The organism is Stutzerimonas stutzeri (assembly GCF_009789555.1).
In the GTDB taxonomy this organism is placed as follows: domain Bacteria; phylum Pseudomonadota; class Gammaproteobacteria; order Pseudomonadales; family Pseudomonadaceae; genus Stutzerimonas; species Stutzerimonas stutzeri_R.
Map to the genome: position 1 here is coordinate 1080251 of NZ_CP046902.1, position 21777 is coordinate 1102027.

Here is a 21777-nt window from a genome sequence, read left to right on the forward strand (position 1 = left end):
GTGTTCGGTATCGACCAGCAAAGCCCGGCGTTGACGCCTCGGCGTTGTGCCAGAACTGGCGATTGAGGTTCGAGCGGCTGCGGCGTGAAAGGTTTCCCGTCGATGACCGCACGAGCCCTGACCCGGCATCCCGCGCGTCGGCCATGGCGACGGGTTCGGGACGGGTCTGGCCCCCGATTGACCAAAACCGATTCTGCCTGTGTAGACAGCGAAACGCGAACCCTCGCCGAGCATTCAGGTCCTTTGAAGACAAACCTGGGCCAGGGGCTCGCGTTCGGGCGGCCGGCGACGCGCTGGATCGATGCCGCTTTGCGGCCATGAAGGATCCTCGTGCAACGCCGCGAAAGCCAGGCGGGCAAGCCTGCAGCGCCCGCGGTCGGGCTGTCCACGGCGTTGGCCACCAGCGCGAACGAGCCGGCCCCCGATCCGATGGAAGCAAGCGGACCTCGACGATCCGCGTGAACAAGGAGACGCCGTGACGACAGACACCGGATCGCATCGCCGCTGGCTCGATGGGCTGGCGTGGTCGCTGTTCTACGCCGCGATCTGGGCGTTGTTCACCAGGGGCAGCGGCTGGACGCTGGGCCTGCCAAGCGTGCTGCTTGCTGCTGGGCTGTCGCTCTGGCTGGGGCTGCGGCCCTGGCGGCTCTCCTGGCGGAGATTGCCGGGGTTCGTCTGGTTTTTCCTGAGCCGCATGGCGTTCGGCGCCTGGGACGTTGCCGTGCGCGCGATGCTGCCTGGACCCTCGCTCCAACCGGTCTGGGTCGATTATCGGATGCGCTGCCAATCGCCACGGGTACGGTTGCTGCTTTCTGCGATGGTCGGTTTGCTACCCGGCACGTTGTCGTCGCGAATCGACGGCGATTGCATGCGCCTTCACGTGCTCGATGAGCGGCAACCATGGCACGCGACGGTGATCGATCTGGAAGCTCGCCTGGCGCGGCTGCTTGACGGCAGGGGCGAGCCCTGATGGCGCTGTACTCAACGCTGTTGCTGGTGACCATCGCCGTTGGCCTGGTGCGCGTGGTCCTGGGCCCGACACGGGTGGATCGGCTGCTGGCCATCCAACTGTTCGGCACCGCTGGCACGGCGTTGCTGCTGGTCCTGGCGCACTGGCAGGAGCAACCGGCACTGCGCGACGTGGCGCTGCTGATGGGGTTGCTCGCCGCAGTCGCGACGGCCGCCCTGGTTCAGTTGCTGCGGCGCAGGCAGCATGACTGACCTGCTGATCGCGGCGCTGAGCGGGCTGTTGATGCTTGGCGGCCTGTTTTTCTTCGCCGCCGGCAGCCTTGGGCTGCTGCGTTTTCCCGATGCGGTGAGCCGGCTGCATGCCCTGACCAAGGCCGATACGCTCGGTCTCGGGCTGGTCGTCGCTGGCCTGTCGATTCGTACCGAGAGCCTGTACGAGGTGGGGCAGATGCTGTTGATCTGGCTGTTGCTGCTGGCTTCGGGCGCCACGGCCTGCCAGTTGCTGGCACGGCAGGCCGGTGAGGGTCCGCGCGATGACTGAGTGGCTATGGGATGGCGCGCTGGGGTTACTGCTGCTGGGGCTGGCCGTGGGTGCGCTGCACGGGCGGCACCTTTACACCAGCGTGCTGCTGTTCATTGCCTTCGGCCTGGCGCTTGCGTTGGTCTGGGCACGCCTGGGGGCGGCGGACCTGGCGCTGGCCGAGGCCGCCATCGGAGCCGGGCTGACCGGTGTTCTGCTGTTCTCTGCGCTGGCGCGTCGAGCGGGACCGGCCGAGCGGCCGACCATGGCCCCGACGCGCCAGCGCCTGGCCGCGGCGGCGGTGGTGTTGCCATTGCTGATCATGCTGGTGCAGGGGCTCGCACCGCTGGCTGATGGCCGCTCAGCGCTGCCTGATGAAATCGACCGGGTGCTGCCGAGCACTGGGGTCAGTCATCCGGTCACCGCCGTGCTGTTGAACCTGCGTGCCTGGGATACCTTGCTGGAGTTGGCCGTGCTGTTGCTGGCGCTGATAGGCGCACGACAGCTCGGGCCACAGCGTCTCGACCTGGCAGAGCCGTGGCCGCTATTGCGTGCCTGGGCTCGGGTGCTGGCACCGCTGCTCGTGCTGACGGCCGGCTACGTGCTCTGGCGTGGCGCCCACTCACCGGGCGGGGCGTTCCAGGCGGGTGCATTGCTGGCTGCCGGCGTGGTGTTGCTGCGCTTGTCGGCGTTGTTGCCCGGATTGCGCTGGTCCTTCGTCCCGCTTCGGATGCTGGTGCTCGGCGGCGTCTGGCTGTTCCTCGTCGTCGCCCTGCTTACCGCCTGGCTGGGGGAGGGCTGGCTGGACTATCCGGACGGTTGGGCCAAAACGATCATCCTGCTGATCGAAGCGGTGGCGACACTGTCGATCGCCGCCAGCCTCAGCCTGTTGGTGATCGGTGAAGGCGAGGAGGCCTCGCGGTGAGCGCCGCGTTGTTCTGGATGGTCGTGGGGGCCGCGCTCTGGCTGCTCGGATTGCACGGCCTGTTGACCCTGCGCCAGGCGTTGCGGCGGATCATGGCGTTCAATCTGATGGGCAGTGGCGTGTTTCTGGTGATGATCGCCCTGGCGACGCGTAGCCAGCCGAGCGATCCGTTGCTGGTGGCGCTGGTGGTTACCGGGCTGGTGGTGGCCGTCAGCGCTACGGCGCTCGCCCTGCGACTGGCCGGGGCCATGCGCGGCGAAGGGGCACGGCATCGATGACGCCGGCCCTGGTGAGTCTGTCGCTGCCGTTGTTCGGCGGCCTGCTCTTGCTGGCGATACAGCCGCGCCGTAACGGCCTGTGGGTGATTGCGATCAGCTTCGCCAGTCTGCTGGCGGCGGCCGTGGCGTTGCACCAGACCATGCTGATGGGACCGCAATGGCTGCACCTCGGTGGCTGGGACACGCCGCTGGCGATCCGTTTCCGTCTGACTGCGCTGACCGCCTTGCTGATGGTCTTCACCGCCGGGCTGCATCTGCTGGTGGCGCTTTACGCCGCGCGCAGCCCGCATGCCACCGGGGGCGAGGACTACTGGCCACTGTCCTGCCTGCTGCACGCCACGCTGGTCGCGCTGTGGCTGTCTGCGGATCTGTTCAATCTGTACGTCACGCTCGAATTGCTCAGCCTGGCAGCGGTTGCGTTGGTGGCATTGGCCGGACGCCAGGCCTACCGGCCAGCCTTCAATTACCTGATGCTGTCGCTGGCCGGGTCGCTCGCTTATCTGTTCGGCGTCGCGCTGTTCTATGGCCGCTACGGCATGCTCGACATCGCGCTGCTGAGCGAGCAGGTCGAGGCCGATGCCAGCACCCGGCTGGCGCTCTTGCTGATGACCGTCGGTTTGATGCTCAAGGCCGCGCTATGGCCGCTGCACCTGTGGTTGCCACCGGCACACTCCGGCGCGCCGACGGCGGTCAGTGCGCTGCTCTCCGCCCTGGTGGTCAAGGGGCCGATCTATATCCTCTGGCTGGTCTGGACCCAGCTCGCCCCGCCCGAAGTGGCCCGTCAGGCGGGCGGTCTGTTCGCCGCCGCGGGCGTGCTGGCGCTGCTGTCGGGTGGCTGGTCGGCGCTGCGCGCGCCACGCCTGAAGATGCTGGTGGCCTATTCGACCGTCGCGCAACTGGGGTATGCATTGCTGGCGCTGGGCCTGCTGCTGCGCTGGCAGGAGCCGCGCATGACAGCGGCATTGTGGTTGTTCATCCTCGCCCACGGCCTGGCCAAGGTCTCGATGTTCCTTGCCGCCGGCGAGCTGCAACGGGTGCTCGGCACGCGTCGGGTGCGTGCATTGAAAGGCGCCAGCCAGAACATGCCGGTGGCGATGGCGACCTTCGCCGTGGCCGGCGCCAGCCTGATCGGCTTGCCGCCCAGCGGGGGGTTTCTCGCCAAATGGCTGTTGTTGCAGCCGTTGTTCGAGCGGCCACAGCATTGGCCGTGGGCCTTAGGCGTACTGCTTGGCACGCTGATGTCGGCGGCCTACGTATTTCGCGTGGTAGCGCTGGGCTTCGATCGTGCCCGACCGAACCCGCCGAGCACCGTGCCGGATCGCCTGGCGCAATGGTTGGCCATGCTGCCGGCGCTGCTGGTGCTGAGCCTGGCGTTGATCAGCGAGCCCCTGCTGCTCTGGCTGGGCGGGGTGGCGCGATGACCTGGACGAGTTGGCTGCCCCTGGCGATCGTGCTCAGCTCGCTGCTGCCAGGGTTGCTGATCTTTACGCTTCGCGAGGATCAGCAGCGAACCCGTGTGACGCTCAACCTGCTCGGCGTAGGGATCAAACTGGTATTGGTGGGCGCGATGATCTATGGCGTCAGCCGTGGCCTGGCGTTTCGCTTCAGCCTGCCGTTCCTGCCCGGCGCGCCCCTGGTGTTGCAGGCCGATGCGCTGTCGCTGCTGTTCGTCGCGCTGTCATCGGTGCTGTGGATGGCCACTACGGTCTATGCCATCGGTTATCTGGAGCACTCCCCGCTGAGGTCGCGCTTCTTCGGCTATTTCAGCCTGTGTGTCAGCGCCACGGTGGGTCTGGCGCTGGCGGGCAATCTGGTCAGCTTCCTGCTGTTCTACGAAATGCTGACCCTGGCCACGTTCCCGCTGGTGGTCCATCGCGGCACGCCCGAAGCGCTGCGTGCCGGACGGGTTTACCTAGCGTATACCGTCGGCGGCGGCGCGCTGGTGCTGATGGGCGTAGCGTTGCTGCACGGCTTGGCCGGAGGGCAGGATTTCCAGCCGGGAGGCTACCTGCTGGACAAGGTCGGCGAGCAGGATCTGGCGCTGCGCGTCGCCTTCGTGCTGCTGGTGGCCGGGCTCGGGGTCAAGGCGGCGCTCATTCCCTTGCATGGCTGGTTACCCCAGGCGATGGTGGCGCCGGCGCCGGTCAGTGCATTGCTGCATGCGGTGGCGGTGGTGAAGGCCGGGGCCTTCGGTATCGTGCGGGTGGTTTATGACGTCTTCGGCGCCGAGGCACTATCCCGGCTGGATATGGCCATGCCGCTGCTGTGGCTGGCCGCGGCCACCATACTCTACGGCTCGTTGCGAGCCTTGCAGCAGCAGGAACTGAAAAAGCGCCTGGCCTACTCGACCATCAGCCAGGTGTCCTACGTGACCCTCGGGGTGGCGCTGCTCGGACCCATCGCCGCGGTCGGCGGTCTGGTGCATCTGGTGCACCAGGGGTTGATGAAAGTGACCCTGTTCTATTGCGCCGGCAACTTCGCCGAAACGCTTGGCATCCACCGTATCCGCGAGATGGATGGGGTGGGGCGGCGAATGCCGCTGACCATGACGGCATTCAGCATCGGCGCGCTGGGCATGATCGGCATCCCGCCGATTGCCGGGTTCGTCAGCAAGTGGGCGTTGGGCATGGGGGCTCTGGAAGTCGGCCAGGACTGGGTGTTGCTGGTGCTGATGGGGTCCGCGCTGCTCAACGCCGGTTATTTTTTACCGCTGCTGTGGCGGGGCTGGTTCGCCGAGCCAGCCGACTGGCACGAAGATAACTGGCGCGAGGAGCGCTGGGAAACCCACTGGATGCTGCTGATCCCGGCGCTGTTCACGGCGCTGCTGGCGGTGCTGGTAGGTCTGCTGGCCGGTACTGCGCTGAGTCCGCTCGGCTGGGCGCAACTGATTGTCGACCGGGAATTCGAGATATGAGCGCCTGGCTCTGGCTACTCGTCCCGTTGGCGCCTTTGTTGGCCGGCGTGTCGCTGCGCTGTTGCACGCGCGCGGTCGGCTGGCTCTGGTTGGGATGCCTGCCGGCGCTGGGCATGGTGATCTGGCCGATGCCGCCGCTGGAACTGCCGATGCTGTGGGAAGGCGTGCGCTGGGGTGCCGATGACGCGCTGACTCGCGCCTGGCTGGGCTTTACCGCGCTGTTGTGGGGATGCGCCGGGGTATTTGCCGGCAACAGCCAGCGGGACGATCCCAGGCGATTGCGCTTCTGGACGTTCTGGTCGCTGGCGCTGTCGGGCAACCTGCTGTTGATCATCGCCACCGACGCGCTGAGCTTCTACCTCGGCTTCAGTGCCATGAGCCTGGCCGCCTACGGCTTGATCGTGCATCAGGGCGGTCCGGGGCCCCGTCGCGCGGGGCGGCTCTATCTGCAGTTGGCAATCTGTGGCGAAATGGCCCTCCTGACCGCCCTGCTGCTGCGCAGTCATGCCGCTGACGGAGCCTTCGCTTTCGTCGCCTGGCAGGCATTGCCGATGGACGGCCTGACGTTGCTGCTGTTGCTGATCGGACTTGGCCTCAAGGCCGGCTTCTGGCCATTGCACGTGTGGCTGCCGCTGGCGCACCCGGCGGCGCCGGCGCCGGCCAGCGCGGTCCTGTCCGGGGCGATGCTCAAGGCGGGGTTCCTCGGTCTCTGGCGCTGCTTGCCGGAGAACGATCCGCTGCTGTCCGGCTGGGCTGAGGTCGCGCTCGCGGTGGGTATTTTCAGCGCGATCTACCCGGCTTTGCTGGGGCTGTTCACCGCCCAGGCCAAAGCGGCCCTGGCCTACTCCTCGGTCAGCCAGATGGGGTATCTGCTGATGCTGCTGGCGCTGGCCTGGCGGCATCCGCAGCAAGCGCAGGAGCTGACCGTCGTGCTGATGCTTTATGGCGTGCATCACGGACTGGCCAAGGGCGCGCTGTTTCTCGCCGCAGGGATGATCCATGCCGGTCGGCTGTCACGCGTGGGCTGGCTGCTGCTGAGCTTACCGGCCGCGGCAATCGCGGCTGCACCCTTGACCAGCGGCGGGGCGGTGAAGACGGCGCTCAAGGAAGTGTGGCAGGCCAGTGAGTTCGAGCGTTGGCTGGTCTGGCTGAGCGTCGCCAGCCTGACCACCGTGTTGTTGCTGATCCGGGCGTTGTGGTTGCTGTACCGGGATGCCGATGACGCGCCGAGCGCGCGACCGCCCCTGCCTCAATTGCTGCCCTGGGCATTGTTGAGCAGCCTGGCCGTGTTGTTGCCCTGGCTTTGGCCGACGCTGCGTGAGCCCATGCTCCAGGGCCTGTATCCCGGCGGCATCTGGGCAGGGCTATGGCCGCTTTTGCTGGCCCTTGCGCTGGCGGCGCTGGCGTTGCGCCTCGGCTGGCGTGTTCCGGCATGGATGGCAGCATTGCCAAACCCCGCGCTGGTCGTGTCGTTGCGGCTCAAGCGGCTACTGCAGCGACCGCCGCTGGCAGTACCGCGCGCCGGGCCGAACCCGTCACGGTGGCGCCAACGCGAACGTCGCTGGAATCGTTTGTGGGCCAGTGGCACGTTCGCCATAAGCGCCTGGTTATTGGTGGCTCTGCTGTGGTTGGGATGGTTTTGGTAAAGGGATCAGATATGGGGATGTAATGGCTGGCACTTTATTTGATCGGGTTATTTATTCAATGGTTGAACAGTGCAGCGACGATCGTTTGGTTAGTTGCGCTGTGATGATCGATACAACATCGAAGTGCGCCTTTTTCGCGGTGCTTGATCGGGCAATAAAAAAGGCGCCAACGGCGCCTTGAGTGAATCGGTTGTTTCATATCCGCCCTAGCTGGGTTCGGTCACTGCCGTTTTCCGCAAGACGCTGCCCCAGCGGCGTACGGTCGAAGCCATCGTCGGCGAGACGGTCGGCTTGCGGCGTAAGATCGAAGCCATCTTCCGCCAGTTGTTCGCCAAGTGGCGTCAAATCGAAACCATCTTCGGCCAGCCGCTCGCCCAGCGGGGTTCGTTCCGAGCCATTTTCAGCCAGGCCGTGGTCGGTCAGGATATGCTCACGCACAGTATCGCTACCCTGCGCTTCACCCAATAAGGGTTGTGGCTGGCTCGGCGGAACGGCGAAAGCGGAACCGGTGAGTCCGGTCAGCAGGAGCGTTGCGATCAGCTTTTTCATAGGTCTGTCCTCGGTAGGAGTGGTACGGAACCTATGCTAAGTACGAACGCTGGTTGAACAAATGCGAACGTATCAATAGTGCTAATCGACAAAGGTGATAGGGCAAACTAGCCACTAAGACCTAACTGAATAGCCAATAAAATAAGCCGATAAGTCCGATATATTTATTCGATGAAATATCGCGGGCCAGCTCCAAGCGAGCAGGCCGGGTCTGGCGATGTAGCAGCCGGGCGGCGGGTGAATGCAGACCGTCAGGGCAGCGCTTTTTCCGAATAGGTACGCGTGGGCAGCCCCAACTGAGAGCGGAAGCTTTCCATGTCGAACATGGTGCAGATTTCACGGATCTGCCCGCTCGGCGTCAGTGTCCAGAATGCCATGGCTGAAATGCTCAGCACCTTGTCGCTGGGCGGATAGCCCAGAGCGGCGTTCTCGATGGTGCCGATCAATGTGCTCCAGGTAACCACCTTGTCGCCTTCGGCAACGCATTCTTCGATGACCACTTCGAGATCAGGCATGGCGGTGCGAATCTGCATGATCATCCCGACAAACTCGGCGCTGGTCATGGGGCGACCGACGAACGAACTCTTGTAGAGAAAATCCTTGCTATGCAGCTGCTCGGCCAGCGCGAGGTGGCCGCGGTTCCAGCTCAGTTCGACGTGTTTGCGAACCAGCCTTTTGTTCTCGTCCACTGACATGTGATGCGTCCGTTGCATGGCGGGAATGCGAATTTTAGCAGCTGCGCGGGGACTGGGCAGTACCGTATCCACTTGGGCCTGCTCAGTCCAGCGGCAGCCGTATCCGGAAGGCGGCGCCGCCAAGCGTGGAGTCGTCGAGCCTCAGCTCGCCGCCATAGCTGTCCAGAATGTCCTTGACCACCGCCAGACCGATGCCCTGGCCAGGGTGCTGGGTATCCAGGCGCTCGCCGCGACGAAGGATACGCGCACGCTGATCGACCGGAACGCCGGGACCGTCGTCTTCGACGCTCAGTAGCAGTTGATCGCCTTGTTGCTGCAGACCGATGCGCACCTGATGCAGGCAAAGACGATAGGCGTTTTCGAGCAGGTTGCCGAGCACCTCCATCAGTGCGCCGGACTCCAGAGGGAGGGTCGCGCCCGGCGGGAGCTTCAGGTCGACCCGAACGCGCTTGTCCTGATACACCTTGTCCAGGGTGCTGCACAGGCGCATCAGCATCGGTTGCAGCGCTACCCGGTGCCTCACCAACCCGCTTTGGCCCAGGCTCGCACGTTGTAGCTGATAGCCGATCTGCTGGCTCATGCGTTCGATCTGGGCGTGCATGACGCGCGCCTGTTCGCGATTGTCCGGCTGCGCGCTGATCACCTCGCCCACGCTTTGCAGGACGGTCAGCGGCGTCTTCAGGCTGTGGGCCAGGTCGCCCAGGGAGTTGCGGTACTGTTCACGCTGGCGGTGCTCGCCGTCGAGCAGGCGGTTCAACGATCGGGTCAGGCGCAACAGCTCCTGGGGGTGCTGGTCGCTGAGCCGGTCTCGTTTTCCAGCTTCGACCTGATCCAGCTCGCGGCTCAGCCGTTTCAGCGACCGAAAGCCCCAGGTCAACCCGAGCCACAGCAGGCTCAGCAGCACCAACAGGCCGCCGCCCAGCCACAGGTAGAGCTGCTGGCGAAATTCCTCGAACAGACTGCGGTATTCGCTGGTGGGTTGCATGGTCACGAAGCTGAACGCCTGGCGCTCATCGTCGGTCAGGCGCAGCTCGACGTCATAAACGAAGTATTCCAGGCCATCGACGTCATGCACCCGACGAAACTCGGTGACGTCGCCGTGCAGGCGGGGTCGGTAATCGATGTTTTCATCTTCGGCCGAGCGTGACTGCCAGAGCCGTTGGCCCTGAGGGTCGTAGATGTAGCCGAGCAGCTTGGCATCCGGCAGATTGAACTCTTCATCGGGCAATCGATCCGGCATGACCAGTCGTCCGTCGACCAGGCGAGAGGCGGTGATCAGGGTGTTGGCGTCGGCGGCCAGGCGCTCCTCGATGACGCGCTCGAAGGCGAGGCTGAACGCGGCCTGCAGCACGGGCAGCAGGGCCAGCATGAACAGGACGGCCAGCAAGGTCGCGCCCAGCATGAGGCGCAGGCGCAGCGACAAGCCGCCATTGCGGGTGGTCCGCGCCCGTACTCGCCAACGGTTCCAGCGGCGGTTCACCGGCAGCGCTCGGTGAACAGATAACCCAGGCCGCGAACGGTATCGATGGGTTTCAGTCCGCCTTGCGCTTCGAGTTTGCGCCGCAGCCGGCCGACCAGGACCTCGATGACGTTGGCGTCTCGCTCATTGTCGTCCGGGTAGAGCTGTTCCATCAGCCGTTCCTTGGCCACCACCTGCTGCTGGTGACGCATCAGGTATTCGAGGATGCGGTATTCGAAGGCGGTCAAAGCCAGCGGCTCGTCGTTGACCAGTGCCTGCTTGCGGTTGAGGTCGAGCTTCAGCGGCCCGGCCTCGATGCTGGCCTGAGTGAAGCCCGATGAACGACGTAACAGCGCGTTGAGCCGCGCTTCGAGCTCTTCGAACTGGAACGGTTTGACCACGTAGTCGTCGGCCCCGGCGGCGAGCCCTTCCACCTTGTCCTGCCAGTTCCCGCGCGCGGTGAGGATGAGTATGGGGAAACGCTGGCCATTGCTGCGCAACTGGCGAATCAGGTCCAGGCCACTGATGTCCGGCAGACCCAGATCGACGATTGCGAGGTCATGGTGATATTCGCGGGTCTGGTAGAGCGCCTCCTCGGCGCTGGCCACCGCGTCGACCACATGGCCGCTTTCGCTCAGGCGAGTCCATAGGTGGTGGCGCAGCAGCGCCTCGTCTTCCACCACCAGCACTTTCATTTGCGGCTCCTGTCATGCAAAACGGCCGGGGCGATCCCGGCCGTGGTCCCAGGGTGAAGCAGGCGATGACGGCTTAGAAGTGATAGTTCACGCCCAGGTAGGCCTGCTTGCTGCTGTGCACGTCGATCGAACCGACCTTGCCGACGCCTCGCTCGGCGACTTCGGTACCGGCGTTACTGCGCAGGTAACGGTAGCCGGCTTCGATGGACGCATTCTTGCCGACATCCTGCAGCACACCGGCCTGCAGGCCGACCAGATAGCCGATGTCGCTGTCACGGCGATAACCGCTGGACTCGTTCTCCAGCTTGGTCAGGCCAGCGCTGGCGCCGCCGAACAGGCGAGTGGTATCGCCGACCGGCAGGAACATATCGTAGCTGCCGATCAGGTTCTGCTGGCGCAGCTTGAGCGAGCTGCCGTAGTCGTCGGAAACGTTTTCGTAGGTGGCATAGTAGCGTGCTTCGTCGGTCATCTGCCCGGCGCGCACGCCCCAGGTGCCGCTGTTCTTGATGATATCGTCGAACCGGTCCTGGCCCATGTTCTGTTTCAGGGTGCTGGAACGGTCGATGTTGACCGTGCTCTTGCCCCAGGTGAGGCCGGCGAAGTTTTCCGCGGCATGCGCGCCAAGGGTGAAGAGGCTCAGGCTGGTGGCGATGGCCAGGGTATGCAGCTTGTTCATGTGTCGCTCCTTTGCAGGCATGGATAAGTGACGTGATCATCCTGCCTGCGAGGCCCTGAACCGCGCCTGAACCCTGGCTGAACCTGAGCTGAACGAGCGTGCTGTGCTCGTCGATCTAGCGGCCGCGACGACCCAGCAAGGCGACCAGCGCTGCCGCGCCCACTGCGACGGCGGCCGTGGTCGCGATCGGGTGTTGCGTGGCCCGGGTATAGAGGCTACGGGTCAATACCCTCCCTGGGTAATCGCCGCTGGCCTTGCCTTCGTCGACACTGCCGACATCGCTCGCGTACAGCGTGCCGCGTGGATGCCGGTCCGGGCGGCCGCTTTGCAGGGCGTCGTAAACCAGGGTGCGGTTGATCCAGTCAGCCAGTCGCGGTGCGTTCTGGGCCAGGCGCGACAACAGCTTGGCGTTGCCGATGTAGACGTCGCGCTGCGGATGTTCGGCGGCGTGGAGGATTGCCCGCGCCACCACTTCCGGCGCATAGACCGGTGGCGGAAACACCGGCGCGCTGGGCAGGCAGTTCTTCGAGTGATCCATGAACTGGGTGTCGGTCGAGGACGGGCGCACCAGTGTCACCGAGATCGGCGTGCCGGACTTCTGCAGCTCGACGCGGAGCACGTCGGTCATGGCCTTGACCGCATGTTTGCTGGCGGCGTAGCTGGCATGGAAGGGCAGCGCGTTGGCTGACTCGACACTGCCGATGTTGATCAGCGCACCGCCCTTGTGGCGCAGGTGCTTCACGGCGATGGATGAGCCGTAGTGGGTGCCCCAGAAGTTGGTCTGCATGACCTGGTAGTGATCCTCGTCGCTGACCTCGTCGAAGCGCCCCCACACCGAGCTGCCTGCGTTGTTGATCCAGGTGTCGAATCCGCCGAAATGGGCAATCGTCTCGTTGGCGACCCGTTCGAGCTGTTCGCGCTGCCCGACGTCGGCCATGACATGCAGGACGCGGTCACCGGCGTTCAGGTCGCGTTCGATGTCGGCCAGGGCCACTTCGTTGCGAGCCACCAGGACCACGCGCGCGCCGCGCTCGACGGCCAGCCGCGCGGTGGCCAGGCCGATGCCGCTCGAGGTCCCGGTGATGACGATGACTTGCTCGTTCAGGGGTTTCAGGGAAATGCGCATCGGATCGCCTCGCAAAACGGCAGGTGGGTGGGCTCGGTAGAAGCCATCGACCCGCCTCGGGTTCCGGACAGGCGATGGATGGCAACGGGGCCGGGAGCCTGTCCGAGCGCTCGCTCAGTGGCGGTATGGCAGGCGCGGCCCGTCGCCAATCGAATCGATCAAGTCGCCGGTTCGCCACTCGGGCGGCGCCGATACAGTGTGTGTGCCACGGTCTCGGAACTCTTTGATGGCCAATTGCTCTCAATCTGGCTCGGGAGCTTCTCCCGCTTATCCCCCTCGGCCAGCACGCGTCGCGATGATCGTGCAGCGGGCTGGCCTGATGCGAAGGTGCAGGAATGAAACGCTTTGTAGTGCTGGATAGTTTTCGCGGTATTTGCGCGGTCGCGGTGGTGCTGTTTCATACCCAGATACTCTTGAGCTTTTCCGAGCTGAGTTTCTTCCGGCATGCCGATCTGTTCGTCGAGTTCTTTTTCGTGCTCAGCGGCTTTGTGCTGTTTCACGCCTATGGCCGGCGCGATTTTGGACCCGACGCATTCAAGCGCTTCATCATCAGCCGTACCTTTCGGCTGTATCCGCTGCATCTGGTGATGCTGCTCGTCTTCATCGGGCTGGAGTTCGGCAAGCTGTGGGCCGAGCACCATGGGTTCTCCTTCAACGATGCGGCGTTCAGCGGCAAGACGGCGCCGAGCGAGATCCTGCCCAATGCCTTGCTGCTGCAGAGCTGGATCGGCGACTTCAACAGCCTGTCGTTCAATACGCCGGCCTGGAGCATCAGCATCGAGTACTACCTGTACATGGTGCTGGGGCTGGTGCTGCTGGTCATGCCACGCTACTGCGCACAGGTGCTGGCGCTGGCGACACTGATTTCGTTCGCGGCGCTGTATGTCGAGCTGGATGTGATCAAACCATTCATCTGGCGTGGCGCGTCCTGCTTCTTCGCCGGCGCACTGACCTATCGCCTCTATGAACGGCTGGAACCGGCGATCGCGCGCCTGGATGATCGGCCCTTGTTCACCGCGCTCGAGGTCCTTTGTCTGCTGCTGGTGTACCGCACGCTGACGCACGAAACGCCTCATCAGGGGATGGTTGCCAGCCTGCTTTTCTGCGCGGTGGTGCTGGTGTTTGCCAACGAACGTGGCGCCCTGTCGCAACTGCTGCAGCGGCGCGGCTTCGCGCGCCTGGGCGAGCTGTCGTTCTCGATCTACCTGACGCACGCGGCTGTGATCTTTGCCTTCACCAGCGCCGCGGTGGTGTTGTCCAAGCTCACCGGCAGCCAATACACACTGATACTCCAGCAGCCTGGGAGCGAGCAGATCATGCGCTACATCAGCACGGGCAGCGTACTGATGGACGACCTGCTGACAATGGTGGAGCTGGGCGCGGTCCTGGCGGTATCGTGCCTGACTTACCATTACGTGGAGCTCAAGGGCATCGAACTGGGCCGCCGCCTGGCGCGCAATGAGCCGCTGCGGCTATCGCAGGTTTGAGCCGACCCTGACGATCAGTTCGTCCGGCGCAAGCGGTCTTGGCAGCGGTGGCAGGTCCGGTTCCGGTGACCCGGGGCTGGCGGGCTGGGTTGCGGGATAGCGCTGGCGCAAGGGTGGTTGTGCCTGGCCATCGATGGACCAGGTCAGCGTCGCTTCGATCCGGCTGCCTTCGGGCAAGCCGAGGCGGTTGTTCAGCGGGCATTGCACGACGGGCCCGCTGGTCAGCTCCCCCGATTGCCGGCTGCGGCTGGTGCCGGCGCGACCGAGGGTATGTACCTCGAGCTGATAGGCGATTGGGTAGGGTTGTGCGCTGCTGAAGCACAACCGAAGGCGGACGAGGTCGTCGTCGGGGGTGAGGGCGAGCTGCACGTCCACCGGCACGGCGACCGTGGCGAGCATCAGGGTCGCGAGCGTGATCGAAAGCATGGGCGGCTCAGGTCTGCGAGGCGCATCAGCGATGCGGCCTATTGCTGGTGCACGGTGGCCTGATTGCCGCTGCCGGTTTGCATGATCACGGCATTCATCCCGGCGGCGCTCTGCATGATGAAGGCCTGGTTGGTCGAACCCATCTGGCTGACGCGGGCTTCGTTGTATTCGGCGAGTTGGCGTACATCGGCCAGGTTACCGTCGCCGGTCTGCACGATGCTGGCCTGGTTGCCGTCGAACCATTGAACCAGATCGACGCTGTTGTCATCGCCGATCGACGAGCCCCTGAACGCGTGGCCTCGTCCGGTCTGCTCGACGTTCAGCACGTTGCCGTCGCCGACCTGATTGAAGGTCACCTCGCCGAACAGGGTGTTCTGCATGATCTGCGCGGTGTTCAGGTTACCGTTCTGAGCCAGTGTTATCTGGCCGGCATCGCCCTGATCGAGCGTGGCCAGGTTCTCGTTACCGACCTGATAGACCGCCATCCGTGTGCCGTGATAGATGCCATCCTGGGTGAGCGTGACCGAATTGTCGTTACCGATCTGATAGGCCTCGGCCTGCGCGAAGCCCTGTTGGATGGCGGAAATAGAATTGCCGTCACCTACGCTGCTCAGTTGCAGCTCGTTGGTGTACCAGGTCTGCTCGACCTCGGCGCGGTTGCCGGTCCCTTGCTGATAGATGCTCGCGGTCGCGAAGTGGCTGTCCGGTCCCTGGTAGACAGAGGCATCGTTGCCGGTGCCCAGTTGCACGATGCTCGCCTGGTTCGCCTCGGCGATATCCGTCTGGTAGACCGCGCCTGAGTTGGCGGTGCCGTTCTGTCTGATCAGGGCCTCGTTGAGCAGGCCGGTCTGCTCGACGGTGGCGCTGTTGTCGGTGCCGGTCTGCTCGATGATGGCGCTGTTGTCGGCCTGCAGCTCGCCGGCGGACAGCAGGACAGCGAGTGCGGCGAGAGGCAGGTAGCTGCGCATGGCAAATTCCCTTTGGGTTGTTCTACTGGTGCTGAACGATCTGGATGTGCTGGCCGCTGCCGTATTGGATGACGCTGCTGCTCAGGCCACTGCCCAATTGCTCGATGCTGGCGTTGTTGTTGGCCCCCATCTGAGCGATCGCGGCCTGGTTATCGCTGCCGATCTGGCTGATGTCGGCCAAATTGCCCTGGCCGATCTGAACAATGCTGGCGAGCTGGTTCTCGCCCTGTTGGAGAATGAACGCCTGCTGGTCGCTGCCCTGCTGCACGATGCTGGCCAACTGGTTTTCGCCGATCTGGCTGAGGTCGGCAAGGTTCGCCTGCCCTTGCTGCAACACGTCTGCGCGTTGCCCATGAGGCACTTGCAGGGCGAGCGCTGTCGGCGCGCCAAGAGCAAGTGGGCCCTCGACGAGGTCGGCGTTGTCCAGCAGGTCGGCCGCGTGGAGCGAGGCGTGGCCGATGAGCAGGAGGGCGGCAAGCAAGCCGCGACGAAACAGTGCTGGACGATCCATGCTGACACCTCGAAAGCGTGCTCGGATTCTTGCCTGAAAGGCGAGGCGGTGAACATCCATCGAACGATCCAATGCAATCGCCTGGTGATCGGTGGGCCGGATTAATGCCTTGGCCGGGTCACAGCTCGTCACGATCCATATCGAAGGTGTCCTGGAGCAGGTTCTGCAGCTTGCTGCGGTTGATTTCTTCCAGTATCAGCTGTGCCGCCTGGGTGGCGATCGCCTCGATCTCTGCAACGTTGGGCTGAAGAAAGCGCCGGTAGACGGTGTGCTGGCCATATTCAACCCAGACCAGACTGCCCCAGCGTGCCGAAGGGCGTTCGCGGATCACCAGATCGCTTTCCAGCTCGCTCGTATCCTGCAACTGGTAGCTCAGGTAGCGGTGAAAGTCGTGGCCAAAGCGGGTGATGGTGTTATCGATGATGAGTCCGCTCAGCTCGGCCTCGGCTTGCCCCTGTGTCTGCTCGGCCTGCGCCACCCATGGGCCGCTCAGGATGAGCGCGAGCAGGACACCGGTCAGACGTGGCACGACTCGGACCAATCCAGCCGGCCCCGTAGCAGAAAGGCGGCTTCGGCACGGTTGGAAGCGCCGATCTTGCGCAACAGGTTATGAATATGGCTTTTGATCGTGTGGGGGCTCAGGCACAACTGCTCTGCAATTTCGGCGTTCGACAGTCCCTTTCCGGCGAGGCTCAGGATCTCCCGCTCGCGCAGGGTCAGCGATGGCTTGCTACCGGCTAGCTGACGCATGCGGCGCCATTGACTGAGCAGGCGTTCGGTCAGTACGCGCGGCAGCCAGTCGCCGCCGTCCAGCAAAACCTGGATTCCGTCGAGCAGGTGCTCTCGCGTGGCGTGGCTGTAGAACACGCCGCGAATGCCAGGGTGCTTGTCCACCAGCTGTTCGGCCTGTTCGGGGGCGATATTCACTAATGCGACGGGCGTCTGCTCGTCGAGCTGATCGAGAAGCGTCGAAAGCTGCTCGGTCTGACTGTTGCCCGCATCGACGAGATAGAGGTCGGTGGTTTCCCTGGCGGCTTTCTCCAGCCGGGCCAGAGCCACGTCCAGTTGAGCCTGTTCGCCAATGAAATGTTTGAAGAACAGCCCCAGCAGCTCATTGCTGGTAAGCAGGGTGACGGTAGGCCGGTTACGTTCCTGGTGAGTGAAATCCGCTTCGTCCATGTTCGATCCTTGGTCTGAGGTGCCGTTATTCTGCATAGAAAAGTTACTAAACGACCGACGTGATTTGACGAAGTTCAGCATCCGCGTCGCGATTGAGCAGGCATCTGCGCTGGAACGGTAGATAACCCGACGGGCGGTTGGGCGGCGCGACACGTGGAGCGATAGCGGCGGGCGAGTCAATCGCCCGTACGATGGACGTCGGCGCGAGACGGGCCGTTGCGTCGATCAGGCGGCGCCGGGGTGACTGCTATTGCTGCAACCGGGCAAACCGATGGTCGGCGCTGGGTGCTGGCGGGCATGCCTGGGTGCCGATGGAAAACTTTGTAATGGTCTCGATGCAACCCCTGCTGCCATCGGCTGTTCGAATGCAGGCAACCCATGGAAACAGGAGAACGCTATGCAAAGCAAAAAACTGTCTGCCTTGGTTCTGGCAGGGCTGATGTCCACCGGTGTTTTCGCAGCAGGCACGACCGACAAGGACAGCGCAACCAGTGGTGAAACCCGGCAAGAGTCGATGGACGGCCAAACCACCGATGACACCAATCGCTCGGGCATGACCACAGGCGCGGGCACCACCACCAGCACCGGCACCGAAGCGGGTCCCGGCACTGGCACCGGCACCAGTGTGGGCAACACCACCGGCACCGGCAACACGGCGACCGGGTCAGGCACAGGCGGTTCCGGTGGTTCCGGCGGCTCGGGTAACTGATGCGGCTGTGGCCAGATCGAAGCCCTGACCCCTGGTCGGGGCTTTTCATTTACAGGCAGCGCTGAGGCCAGGCGTAACGTCTCCGGTGCGCGAGGCGCTCGAACTGCCGTTCTGGAGGTGAGCCATGGACCTGCGTCTTTCGATCTTCATCGCAAGCCTGGCATTGGCGTCTGCGGCATTGGCAACGGGCACGGGACCCACCCTGCCGGAGAAAAGCCGCGAACATCCACTGGATACGCGCGAGCCGCGACAGGACGTTATCGACTTGCCCGACGGCGGCGAGGGCCAGCCACGTCCGCCCACCCTCGAAGCGCCGCCGGAGATTCCGCCGGTCGAGCCTACCGAACGCCGGGCCCCGTCGGATCGCCCCGAGCGCCGCGGCACCGATACAGGCGTCAATCCCGCGTCGGCCAGTTGATCCGCTGAACAGCGAGCATGAAAAAGGGGAGGCCGAAGCCTCCCCTTTTCCTGCGCCGTGTCGCTTAGAACAGCACGCGGCTGCGGATGGTGCCGTTGACGTGCTGGAGTTTCTCCAGGGCCAGGTCGGAATATTCCTTGTCCACGTCGATCACCACGTAGCCGACCTTCTCGTTGGTCTGCAGGAACTGACCGCAGATGTTGATGCCGTTGTCGGCGAACACCTTGTTGATCTCGCTCATCACGCCGGGGATGTTCTGGTGGATGTGCAGCAGGCGGTGCTTGCCCGGATGCGACGGCAGCGCGACCTCAGGGAAATTGACCGAGGATACGGAGGTGCCGTTGTCGCTGTACTTGACCAGCTTTTCTGCCACTTCAAGGCCGATGTTGGCCTGGGCTTCAGCAGTGGAGCCGCCAATGTGCGGGGTGAGGATGACGCGATCCAGGCCACGCAGCGGGCTTTCGAACTCTTCGTCGTTGGACTTGGGTTCGACCGGGAACACGTCGATGGCAGCGCCGATCAGGTGCTCGTCCTTGATCGCTGCGGCCAGGTGGTCCAGTTCGACCACCGTTCCGCGGGCCGCATTGATCAGGATGGCGCCTTTTTTCATCGCGCGGATTTCCTTCTCGCCGATCATCCACTGGGTGGATGGCAGCTCGGGGACGTGCAGCGATACGATGTCGCACATGCCGAGCAGTTCGTACAGCGAACCGATCTGAGTGGCATTGCCCAGTGGCAGCTTGGTCACCACATCGTAGAAGTACACCTGCATGCCGAGGCTTTCGGCGAGGACCGACAGCTGGGTGCCGATGGACCCGTAACCGATGATCCCCAGCTTCTTGCCGCGAATTTCGAACGAATTGGCGGCCGACTTGATCCAGCCACCGCGATGGCAGGACGCGTTTTTCTCAGGGATGCCACGCAGCAGCAGGATGGCTTCGGCCAGGACCAGCTCGGCGACAGAGCGGGTATTGGAATAGGGCGCGTTGAAGACCGCGATACCGCGTTCGCGAGCGGCGTTGAGATCGACCTGGTTGGTGCCGATGCAGAAACAGCCGACGGCGATCAGTTTCTTCGCGGCGTCGAAGACTTCCTCGGTGAGCTGCGTGCGCGAGCGGATGCCGATGAAATGGGCGTCAGCGATCTTGTCCTTCAACTCCGACTCGGTCAGGGCGGTCTTGAGGTACTCGATGTTCGAGTAGCCTGCGGCCTTGAGCGTGTCGACAGCGTTCTGGTGGACGCCTTCGAGGAGAAGGAACTTGATCTTGCTCTTGTCGAGAGAGGTCTGGCTCATCTGCGTTAAAACCTTAAGGCCGAAGGATAGGACTGATGTGTCCAGCGAAGGCTGGCCGGCTCGGTATCACCGGCGCCGGAAGTCTGCCGAGGCACGTTCAAAGGGGGGCTTATGCTAGCATACGGGCCCCCCGAAACACCCCTGTCCTGAGCTGAAGCGTGCTCAGGGTGACCATGAATCGAATGAGAGTTCCCATGATGACCGATGCTGCCCTGATCGATGAGCTGAAGACCCTGGTCGAGCCCGGCAAGGTGTTGACCGACGCCGATTCGCTGAACGCCTACGGCAAGGACTGGACCAAGCATTTCGCTCCGGCACCCTCGGCCATCGTGTTCCCGAAGACCGTCGAGCAGGTGCAGGCCATCGTGCGCTGGGCCAACGAACGCAAGGTTGCGCTGGTGCCATCAGGCGGGCGTACGGGTCTCTCTGCTGCGGCTGTGGCGGCCAATGGCGAAGTTGTCGTGTCTTTCGACTACATGAATCAGATCCTGTCCTTCGATGAAATGGATCGCACCGCCGTTTGCCAGCCCGGCGTGATCACCGCGCAACTGCAGCAGTTCGCCGAGGACAAGGGGCTCTACTATCCGGTGGATTTCGCGTCGGCCGGCTCCAGCCAGATCGGCGGTAACATCGGCACCAACGCCGGCGGCATCAAGGTGATTCGTTATGGCATGACCCGCAACTGGGTGGCGGGTCTGAAAGTGGTGACCGGCAAGGGCGATCTGCTCGAGCTGAACAAGGACCTGATCAAGAACGCGACCGGTTACGACCTGCGTCAGCTGTTCATCGGTGCCGAGGGGACGCTGGGCTTCGTGGTCGAGGCCACCATGCGCCTGGAGCGCCAGCCGACCAACCTCACCGCGATGGTCCTGGGTACGCCGGATTTCGAGTCGATCATGCCGGTGCTGCACGCCTTCCAGGACAAGCTGGACCTCACCGCCTTCGAATTTTTCTCCGACAAGTGCCTGGACAAGATCCTCGGGCGCGGCGACATCCCCGCACCCTTCGAGACCCGCGCCCCGTTCTACGCGTTGCTCGAATTCGAGGCCACCACTGAAGAGCGCGCCGAGCAGGCGCTGGCCACGTTCGAGCATTGCGTCAACGAGGGCTGGGTGATCGATGGGGTGATGAGCCAGAGCGAGCAACAACTGCAGAATCTCTGGAAGTTGCGCGAGTACATCTCCGAAACCATCTCGCACTGGACGCCCTACAAGAACGATATCTCCGTGACGGTTTCCAAAGTGCCGGCTTTCCTCGCCGACATCGATGCCATCGTCAGCAGTAACTATCCGGATTTCGAGGTGCTCTGGTACGGCCATATCGGTGACGGCAACCTGCACCTGAACATTCTCAAGCCGCAGGCGTTGTCCAAGGACGAGTTTTTCGACAAGTGCGCCGCGGTGAACAAGTGGGTGTTCGAGACGGTGGAGCGCTACAACGGCTCGATTTCAGCCGAACATGGTGTCGGGATGACCAAGCGCGACTATCTCGAATACAGCCGCTCCCCTGCTGAGATTGCCTACATGAAGGCGATCAAGGCCGCCTTCGACCCCAACGGCATCATGAATCCGGGCAAGATATTCGCAGTGTGAGGCAGGCGGGTTAGCATCCGCCGATGGCAACGGCGGGTGCACCGCCCTACAGGCAGGAACTGTTCATGAATTACAAACACCAGTACACCGACGGCACGCCCATTCATTTTCCGCTGGGCAAGGTGGTCTGCATCGGTCGCAACTATGCCGAGCACGCAAAGGAATTGAATAACCCGGTGCCGACCGAACCGCTGCTGTTCATCAAGGCCGGAAGCTGCACCGTGCCGTTGGAAGGCGGTTTCAGCATCCCGTCCGAGCGTGGCGCCGTGCACTACGAGGCGGAGATCGCCGTGCTGATCGGCAAGCCGCTGTCACGAAAGCCGAACGAAGAAGAGGTACGCGATGCGATCTCCGGCTTCGCCCCGGCGCTGGACCTGACGTTGCGCGACGTCCAGGCCAGGCTCAAGGAAAAGGGTCACCCCTGGGAAATCGCCAAGAGCTTCGACGGAGCCTGCGTGCTGGCGCCGTTCGTGCCAGGTGACGCGGTGGACGACCTGGGCGATATCGGCATCCGCCTGAGCGTCAACGGCGAGACTTGCCAGGACGGCAACAGCAGCCAGATGCTCAATGCGATCGTGCCGCTGCTGCAACACATCGCTGGCCATTTCAACCTGCAGCCCGGCGACGTGGTACTGACCGGTACGCCAGCCGGCGTCGGGCCGTTGGCCCAGGGCGATCAACTGGTACTCGAACTGGTCGGACTGTCGCGCTTCGAAAGTCGCGTGCTCTGAGCGAACAGGC

25 protein-coding genes are annotated in these 21777 nt (G+C 63.7%); 13 read left to right on the forward strand and 12 right to left on the reverse strand.

The annotated features are described in order from the left end of the window. Positions 1–475: 475 nt before the first annotated feature. From GQA94_RS04985 to GQA94_RS05020, 8 genes are read left to right on the forward strand one after another with little or no spacing between them, the layout of a single operon-like run. On the forward strand, positions 476–970 hold the full coding sequence (locus tag GQA94_RS04985; RefSeq protein WP_233270217.1) for a Na+/H+ antiporter subunit E: 495 nt from the start codon (positions 476–478) through the stop codon (positions 968–970). Next, positions 970–1221 carry a monovalent cation/H+ antiporter complex subunit F gene (locus GQA94_RS04990; protein WP_158187041.1) on the forward strand — a complete coding sequence of 84 codons (252 nt, stop codon included), beginning with the start codon at positions 970–972 and terminating at the stop codon, positions 1219–1221. The genes GQA94_RS04985 and GQA94_RS04990 overlap by 1 nt, the downstream gene beginning before the upstream one ends. After that, on the forward strand, positions 1214–1510 hold the full coding sequence (locus GQA94_RS04995; RefSeq protein WP_158187042.1) for a cation:proton antiporter: 297 nt from the start codon (positions 1214–1216) through the stop codon (positions 1508–1510). The genes GQA94_RS04990 and GQA94_RS04995 overlap by 8 nt, the downstream gene beginning before the upstream one ends. Next, positions 1503–2414: a hydrogenase subunit MbhD domain-containing protein gene (locus GQA94_RS05000; protein WP_158187043.1), complete on the forward strand. Its 912-nt coding sequence runs from the start codon at positions 1503–1505 to the stop codon at positions 2412–2414. The genes GQA94_RS04995 and GQA94_RS05000 overlap by 8 nt, the downstream gene beginning before the upstream one ends. Continuing rightward, entirely contained in the window at positions 2411–2692 is a 282-nt protein-coding gene (locus GQA94_RS05005) for an NADH-quinone oxidoreductase subunit K (protein ID WP_158187044.1), read from the forward strand. The genes GQA94_RS05000 and GQA94_RS05005 overlap by 4 nt, the downstream gene beginning before the upstream one ends. Beyond that, entirely contained in the window at positions 2689–4113 is a 1425-nt protein-coding gene (locus GQA94_RS05010) for a complex I subunit 5 family protein (RefSeq protein WP_158187045.1), read from the forward strand. Before GQA94_RS05005 ends, GQA94_RS05010 begins: the two co-directional genes overlap by 4 nt. Further along, positions 4110–5606 (forward strand): complex I subunit 5 family protein, encoded by a 1497-nt coding sequence (locus GQA94_RS05015; RefSeq protein ID WP_158187046.1) that lies wholly within the window; start codon positions 4110–4112, stop codon positions 5604–5606. The genes GQA94_RS05010 and GQA94_RS05015 overlap by 4 nt, the downstream gene beginning before the upstream one ends. Then, on the forward strand, positions 5603–7252 hold the full coding sequence (locus GQA94_RS05020; RefSeq protein WP_158187047.1) for a complex I subunit 5 family protein: 1650 nt from the start codon (positions 5603–5605) through the stop codon (positions 7250–7252). Before GQA94_RS05015 ends, GQA94_RS05020 begins: the two co-directional genes overlap by 4 nt. 195 nt (positions 7253–7447) lie before the next feature. Here the strand turns inward: GQA94_RS05020 and GQA94_RS05025 are convergent, their stop codons facing one another. From GQA94_RS05025 to GQA94_RS05050, 6 genes are all read right to left on the reverse strand, one after another. Next, the gene (locus GQA94_RS05025; RefSeq protein WP_158187048.1) at positions 7448–7801 is read right to left on the reverse strand and encodes a hypothetical protein; all 354 of its coding nucleotides are present in this window, start codon (positions 7799–7801) and stop codon (positions 7448–7450) included. A gap of 251 nt (positions 7802–8052) precedes the next feature. Then, the gene (locus GQA94_RS05030; RefSeq protein ID WP_158187049.1) at positions 8053–8496 is read right to left on the reverse strand and encodes a ketosteroid isomerase-related protein; all 444 of its coding nucleotides are present in this window, start codon (positions 8494–8496) and stop codon (positions 8053–8055) included. A gap of 82 nt (positions 8497–8578) precedes the next feature. Then, a complete protein-coding gene (locus GQA94_RS05035) occupies positions 8579–9976 on the reverse strand; it encodes an ATP-binding protein (RefSeq protein WP_158187050.1) in 1398 nt (465 codons plus the stop codon). Next, positions 9973–10650 (reverse strand): response regulator, encoded by a 678-nt coding sequence (locus tag GQA94_RS05040; RefSeq protein ID WP_158187051.1) that lies wholly within the window; start codon positions 10648–10650, stop codon positions 9973–9975. The genes GQA94_RS05035 and GQA94_RS05040 overlap by 4 nt, the downstream gene beginning before the upstream one ends. A 73-nt stretch (positions 10651–10723) precedes the next feature. Further along, positions 10724–11326 (reverse strand): outer membrane protein, encoded by a 603-nt coding sequence (locus GQA94_RS05045; protein WP_158187052.1) that lies wholly within the window; start codon positions 11324–11326, stop codon positions 10724–10726. 115 nt (positions 11327–11441) lie between these two features. After that, entirely contained in the window at positions 11442–12452 is a 1011-nt protein-coding gene (locus tag GQA94_RS05050) for an SDR family oxidoreductase (protein WP_158187053.1), read from the reverse strand. Positions 12453–12787: 335 nt separating this feature from the next. Here GQA94_RS05050 and GQA94_RS05055 point away from each other — a divergent pair, with 335 nt between their 5' ends. Continuing rightward, entirely contained in the window at positions 12788–13939 is a 1152-nt protein-coding gene (locus GQA94_RS05055; protein WP_158187054.1) for an acyltransferase family protein, read from the forward strand. Here the strand turns inward: GQA94_RS05055 and GQA94_RS05060 are convergent. The 5 genes from GQA94_RS05060 to GQA94_RS05080 all read right to left on the reverse strand — a co-directional run bounded on the left by GQA94_RS05060 (position 13925) and on the right by GQA94_RS05080 (position 16945). Beyond that, the gene (locus GQA94_RS05060; RefSeq protein WP_158187055.1) at positions 13925–14365 is read right to left on the reverse strand and encodes a hypothetical protein; all 441 of its coding nucleotides are present in this window, start codon (positions 14363–14365) and stop codon (positions 13925–13927) included. The genes GQA94_RS05055 and GQA94_RS05060 overlap by 15 nt on opposite strands. 38 nt (positions 14366–14403) lie before the next feature. Further along, positions 14404–15333: a hypothetical protein gene (locus GQA94_RS05065; RefSeq protein ID WP_158187056.1), complete on the reverse strand. Its 930-nt coding sequence runs from the start codon at positions 15331–15333 to the stop codon at positions 14404–14406. Positions 15334–15355: 22 nt separating this feature from the next. Beyond that, positions 15356–15844 (reverse strand): curli production assembly protein CsgB, encoded by a 489-nt coding sequence (locus GQA94_RS05070; protein ID WP_158187057.1) that lies wholly within the window; start codon positions 15842–15844, stop codon positions 15356–15358. 118 nt (positions 15845–15962) lie between these two features. Beyond that, positions 15963–16373, reverse strand: a complete 411-nt coding sequence (locus GQA94_RS05075) for a CsgE family curli-type amyloid fiber assembly protein (protein WP_158187058.1) — start codon at positions 16371–16373, stop codon at positions 15963–15965. Beyond that, positions 16361–16945 (reverse strand): helix-turn-helix transcriptional regulator, encoded by a 585-nt coding sequence (locus tag GQA94_RS05080; RefSeq protein WP_158190030.1) that lies wholly within the window; start codon positions 16943–16945, stop codon positions 16361–16363. Before GQA94_RS05080 ends, GQA94_RS05075 begins: the two co-directional genes overlap by 13 nt. A gap of 475 nt (positions 16946–17420) precedes the next feature. Between GQA94_RS05080 and GQA94_RS05085 the strand changes: the two genes are divergently transcribed. Further along, the gene (locus GQA94_RS05085) at positions 17421–17732 is read left to right on the forward strand and encodes a hypothetical protein (protein ID WP_158187059.1); all 312 of its coding nucleotides are present in this window, start codon (positions 17421–17423) and stop codon (positions 17730–17732) included. Positions 17733–17856: 124 nt separating this feature from the next. Then, positions 17857–18150, forward strand: coding sequence for a hypothetical protein (locus GQA94_RS05090; protein ID WP_158187060.1), 294 nt, complete (start codon positions 17857–17859; stop codon positions 18148–18150). A gap of 64 nt (positions 18151–18214) precedes the next feature. On the opposite strand, the gene serA is transcribed toward GQA94_RS05090, so the two are convergent. Then, positions 18215–19444: a phosphoglycerate dehydrogenase gene (gene serA / locus GQA94_RS05095; RefSeq protein ID WP_158187061.1), complete on the reverse strand. Its 1230-nt coding sequence runs from the start codon at positions 19442–19444 to the stop codon at positions 18215–18217. A gap of 197 nt (positions 19445–19641) precedes the next feature. On the opposite strand from serA, the gene GQA94_RS05100 reads away from it, so the two are divergent. Further along, positions 19642–21036 (forward strand): FAD-binding oxidoreductase, encoded by a 1395-nt coding sequence (locus GQA94_RS05100; protein WP_158190031.1) that lies wholly within the window; start codon positions 19642–19644, stop codon positions 21034–21036. 65 nt (positions 21037–21101) lie between these two features. After that, on the forward strand, positions 21102–21767 hold the full coding sequence (locus tag GQA94_RS05105; protein WP_158187062.1) for a fumarylacetoacetate hydrolase family protein: 666 nt from the start codon (positions 21102–21104) through the stop codon (positions 21765–21767). Positions 21768–21777 lie beyond the last annotated feature (10 nt).

Excerpts from the sequence above, each read along its gene's own strand:
- GQA94_RS05050 (WP_158187053.1), bottom strand. The coding sequence starts at position 12,452 with ATGCGCATTTCCCTGAAACCCCTGAACGAGCAAGTCATCGTCATCACC.
- GQA94_RS05010 (WP_158187045.1), top strand. The coding sequence starts at position 2,689 with ATGACGCCGGCCCTGGTGAGTCTGTCGCTGCCGTTGTTCGGCGGCCTG.
- GQA94_RS05060 (WP_158187055.1), bottom strand. The coding sequence starts at position 14,365 with ATGCTTTCGATCACGCTCGCGACCCTGATGCTCGCCACGGTCGCCGTG.
- serA (WP_158187061.1), bottom strand. The coding sequence starts at position 19,444 with ATGAGCCAGACCTCTCTCGACAAGAGCAAGATCAAGTTCCTTCTCCTC.
- GQA94_RS05090 (WP_158187060.1), top strand. The coding sequence starts at position 17,857 with ATGGACCTGCGTCTTTCGATCTTCATCGCAAGCCTGGCATTGGCGTCT.
- GQA94_RS05040 (WP_158187051.1), bottom strand. The coding sequence starts at position 10,650 with ATGAAAGTGCTGGTGGTGGAAGACGAGGCGCTGCTGCGCCACCACCTA.
- GQA94_RS05030 (WP_158187049.1), bottom strand. The coding sequence starts at position 8,496 with ATGTCAGTGGACGAGAACAAAAGGCTGGTTCGCAAACACGTCGAACTG.
- GQA94_RS05055 (WP_158187054.1), top strand. The coding sequence starts at position 12,788 with ATGAAACGCTTTGTAGTGCTGGATAGTTTTCGCGGTATTTGCGCGGTC.
- GQA94_RS04990 (WP_158187041.1), top strand. The coding sequence starts at position 970 with ATGGCGCTGTACTCAACGCTGTTGCTGGTGACCATCGCCGTTGGCCTG.
- GQA94_RS05070 (WP_158187057.1), bottom strand. The coding sequence starts at position 15,844 with ATGGATCGTCCAGCACTGTTTCGTCGCGGCTTGCTTGCCGCCCTCCTG.
- GQA94_RS04995 (WP_158187042.1), top strand. The coding sequence starts at position 1,214 with ATGACTGACCTGCTGATCGCGGCGCTGAGCGGGCTGTTGATGCTTGGC.
- GQA94_RS05085 (WP_158187059.1), top strand. The coding sequence starts at position 17,421 with ATGCAAAGCAAAAAACTGTCTGCCTTGGTTCTGGCAGGGCTGATGTCC.
- GQA94_RS05105 (WP_158187062.1), top strand. The coding sequence starts at position 21,102 with ATGAATTACAAACACCAGTACACCGACGGCACGCCCATTCATTTTCCG.
- GQA94_RS05015 (WP_158187046.1), top strand. The coding sequence starts at position 4,110 with ATGACCTGGACGAGTTGGCTGCCCCTGGCGATCGTGCTCAGCTCGCTG.
- GQA94_RS05025 (WP_158187048.1), bottom strand. The coding sequence starts at position 7,801 with ATGAAAAAGCTGATCGCAACGCTCCTGCTGACCGGACTCACCGGTTCC.
- GQA94_RS05100 (WP_158190031.1), top strand. The coding sequence starts at position 19,642 with ATGACCGATGCTGCCCTGATCGATGAGCTGAAGACCCTGGTCGAGCCC.
- GQA94_RS05065 (WP_158187056.1), bottom strand. The coding sequence starts at position 15,333 with ATGCGCAGCTACCTGCCTCTCGCCGCACTCGCTGTCCTGCTGTCCGCC.
- GQA94_RS05020 (WP_158187047.1), top strand. The coding sequence starts at position 5,603 with ATGAGCGCCTGGCTCTGGCTACTCGTCCCGTTGGCGCCTTTGTTGGCC.
- GQA94_RS05045 (WP_158187052.1), bottom strand. The coding sequence starts at position 11,326 with ATGAACAAGCTGCATACCCTGGCCATCGCCACCAGCCTGAGCCTCTTC.
- GQA94_RS05000 (WP_158187043.1), top strand. The coding sequence starts at position 1,503 with ATGACTGAGTGGCTATGGGATGGCGCGCTGGGGTTACTGCTGCTGGGG.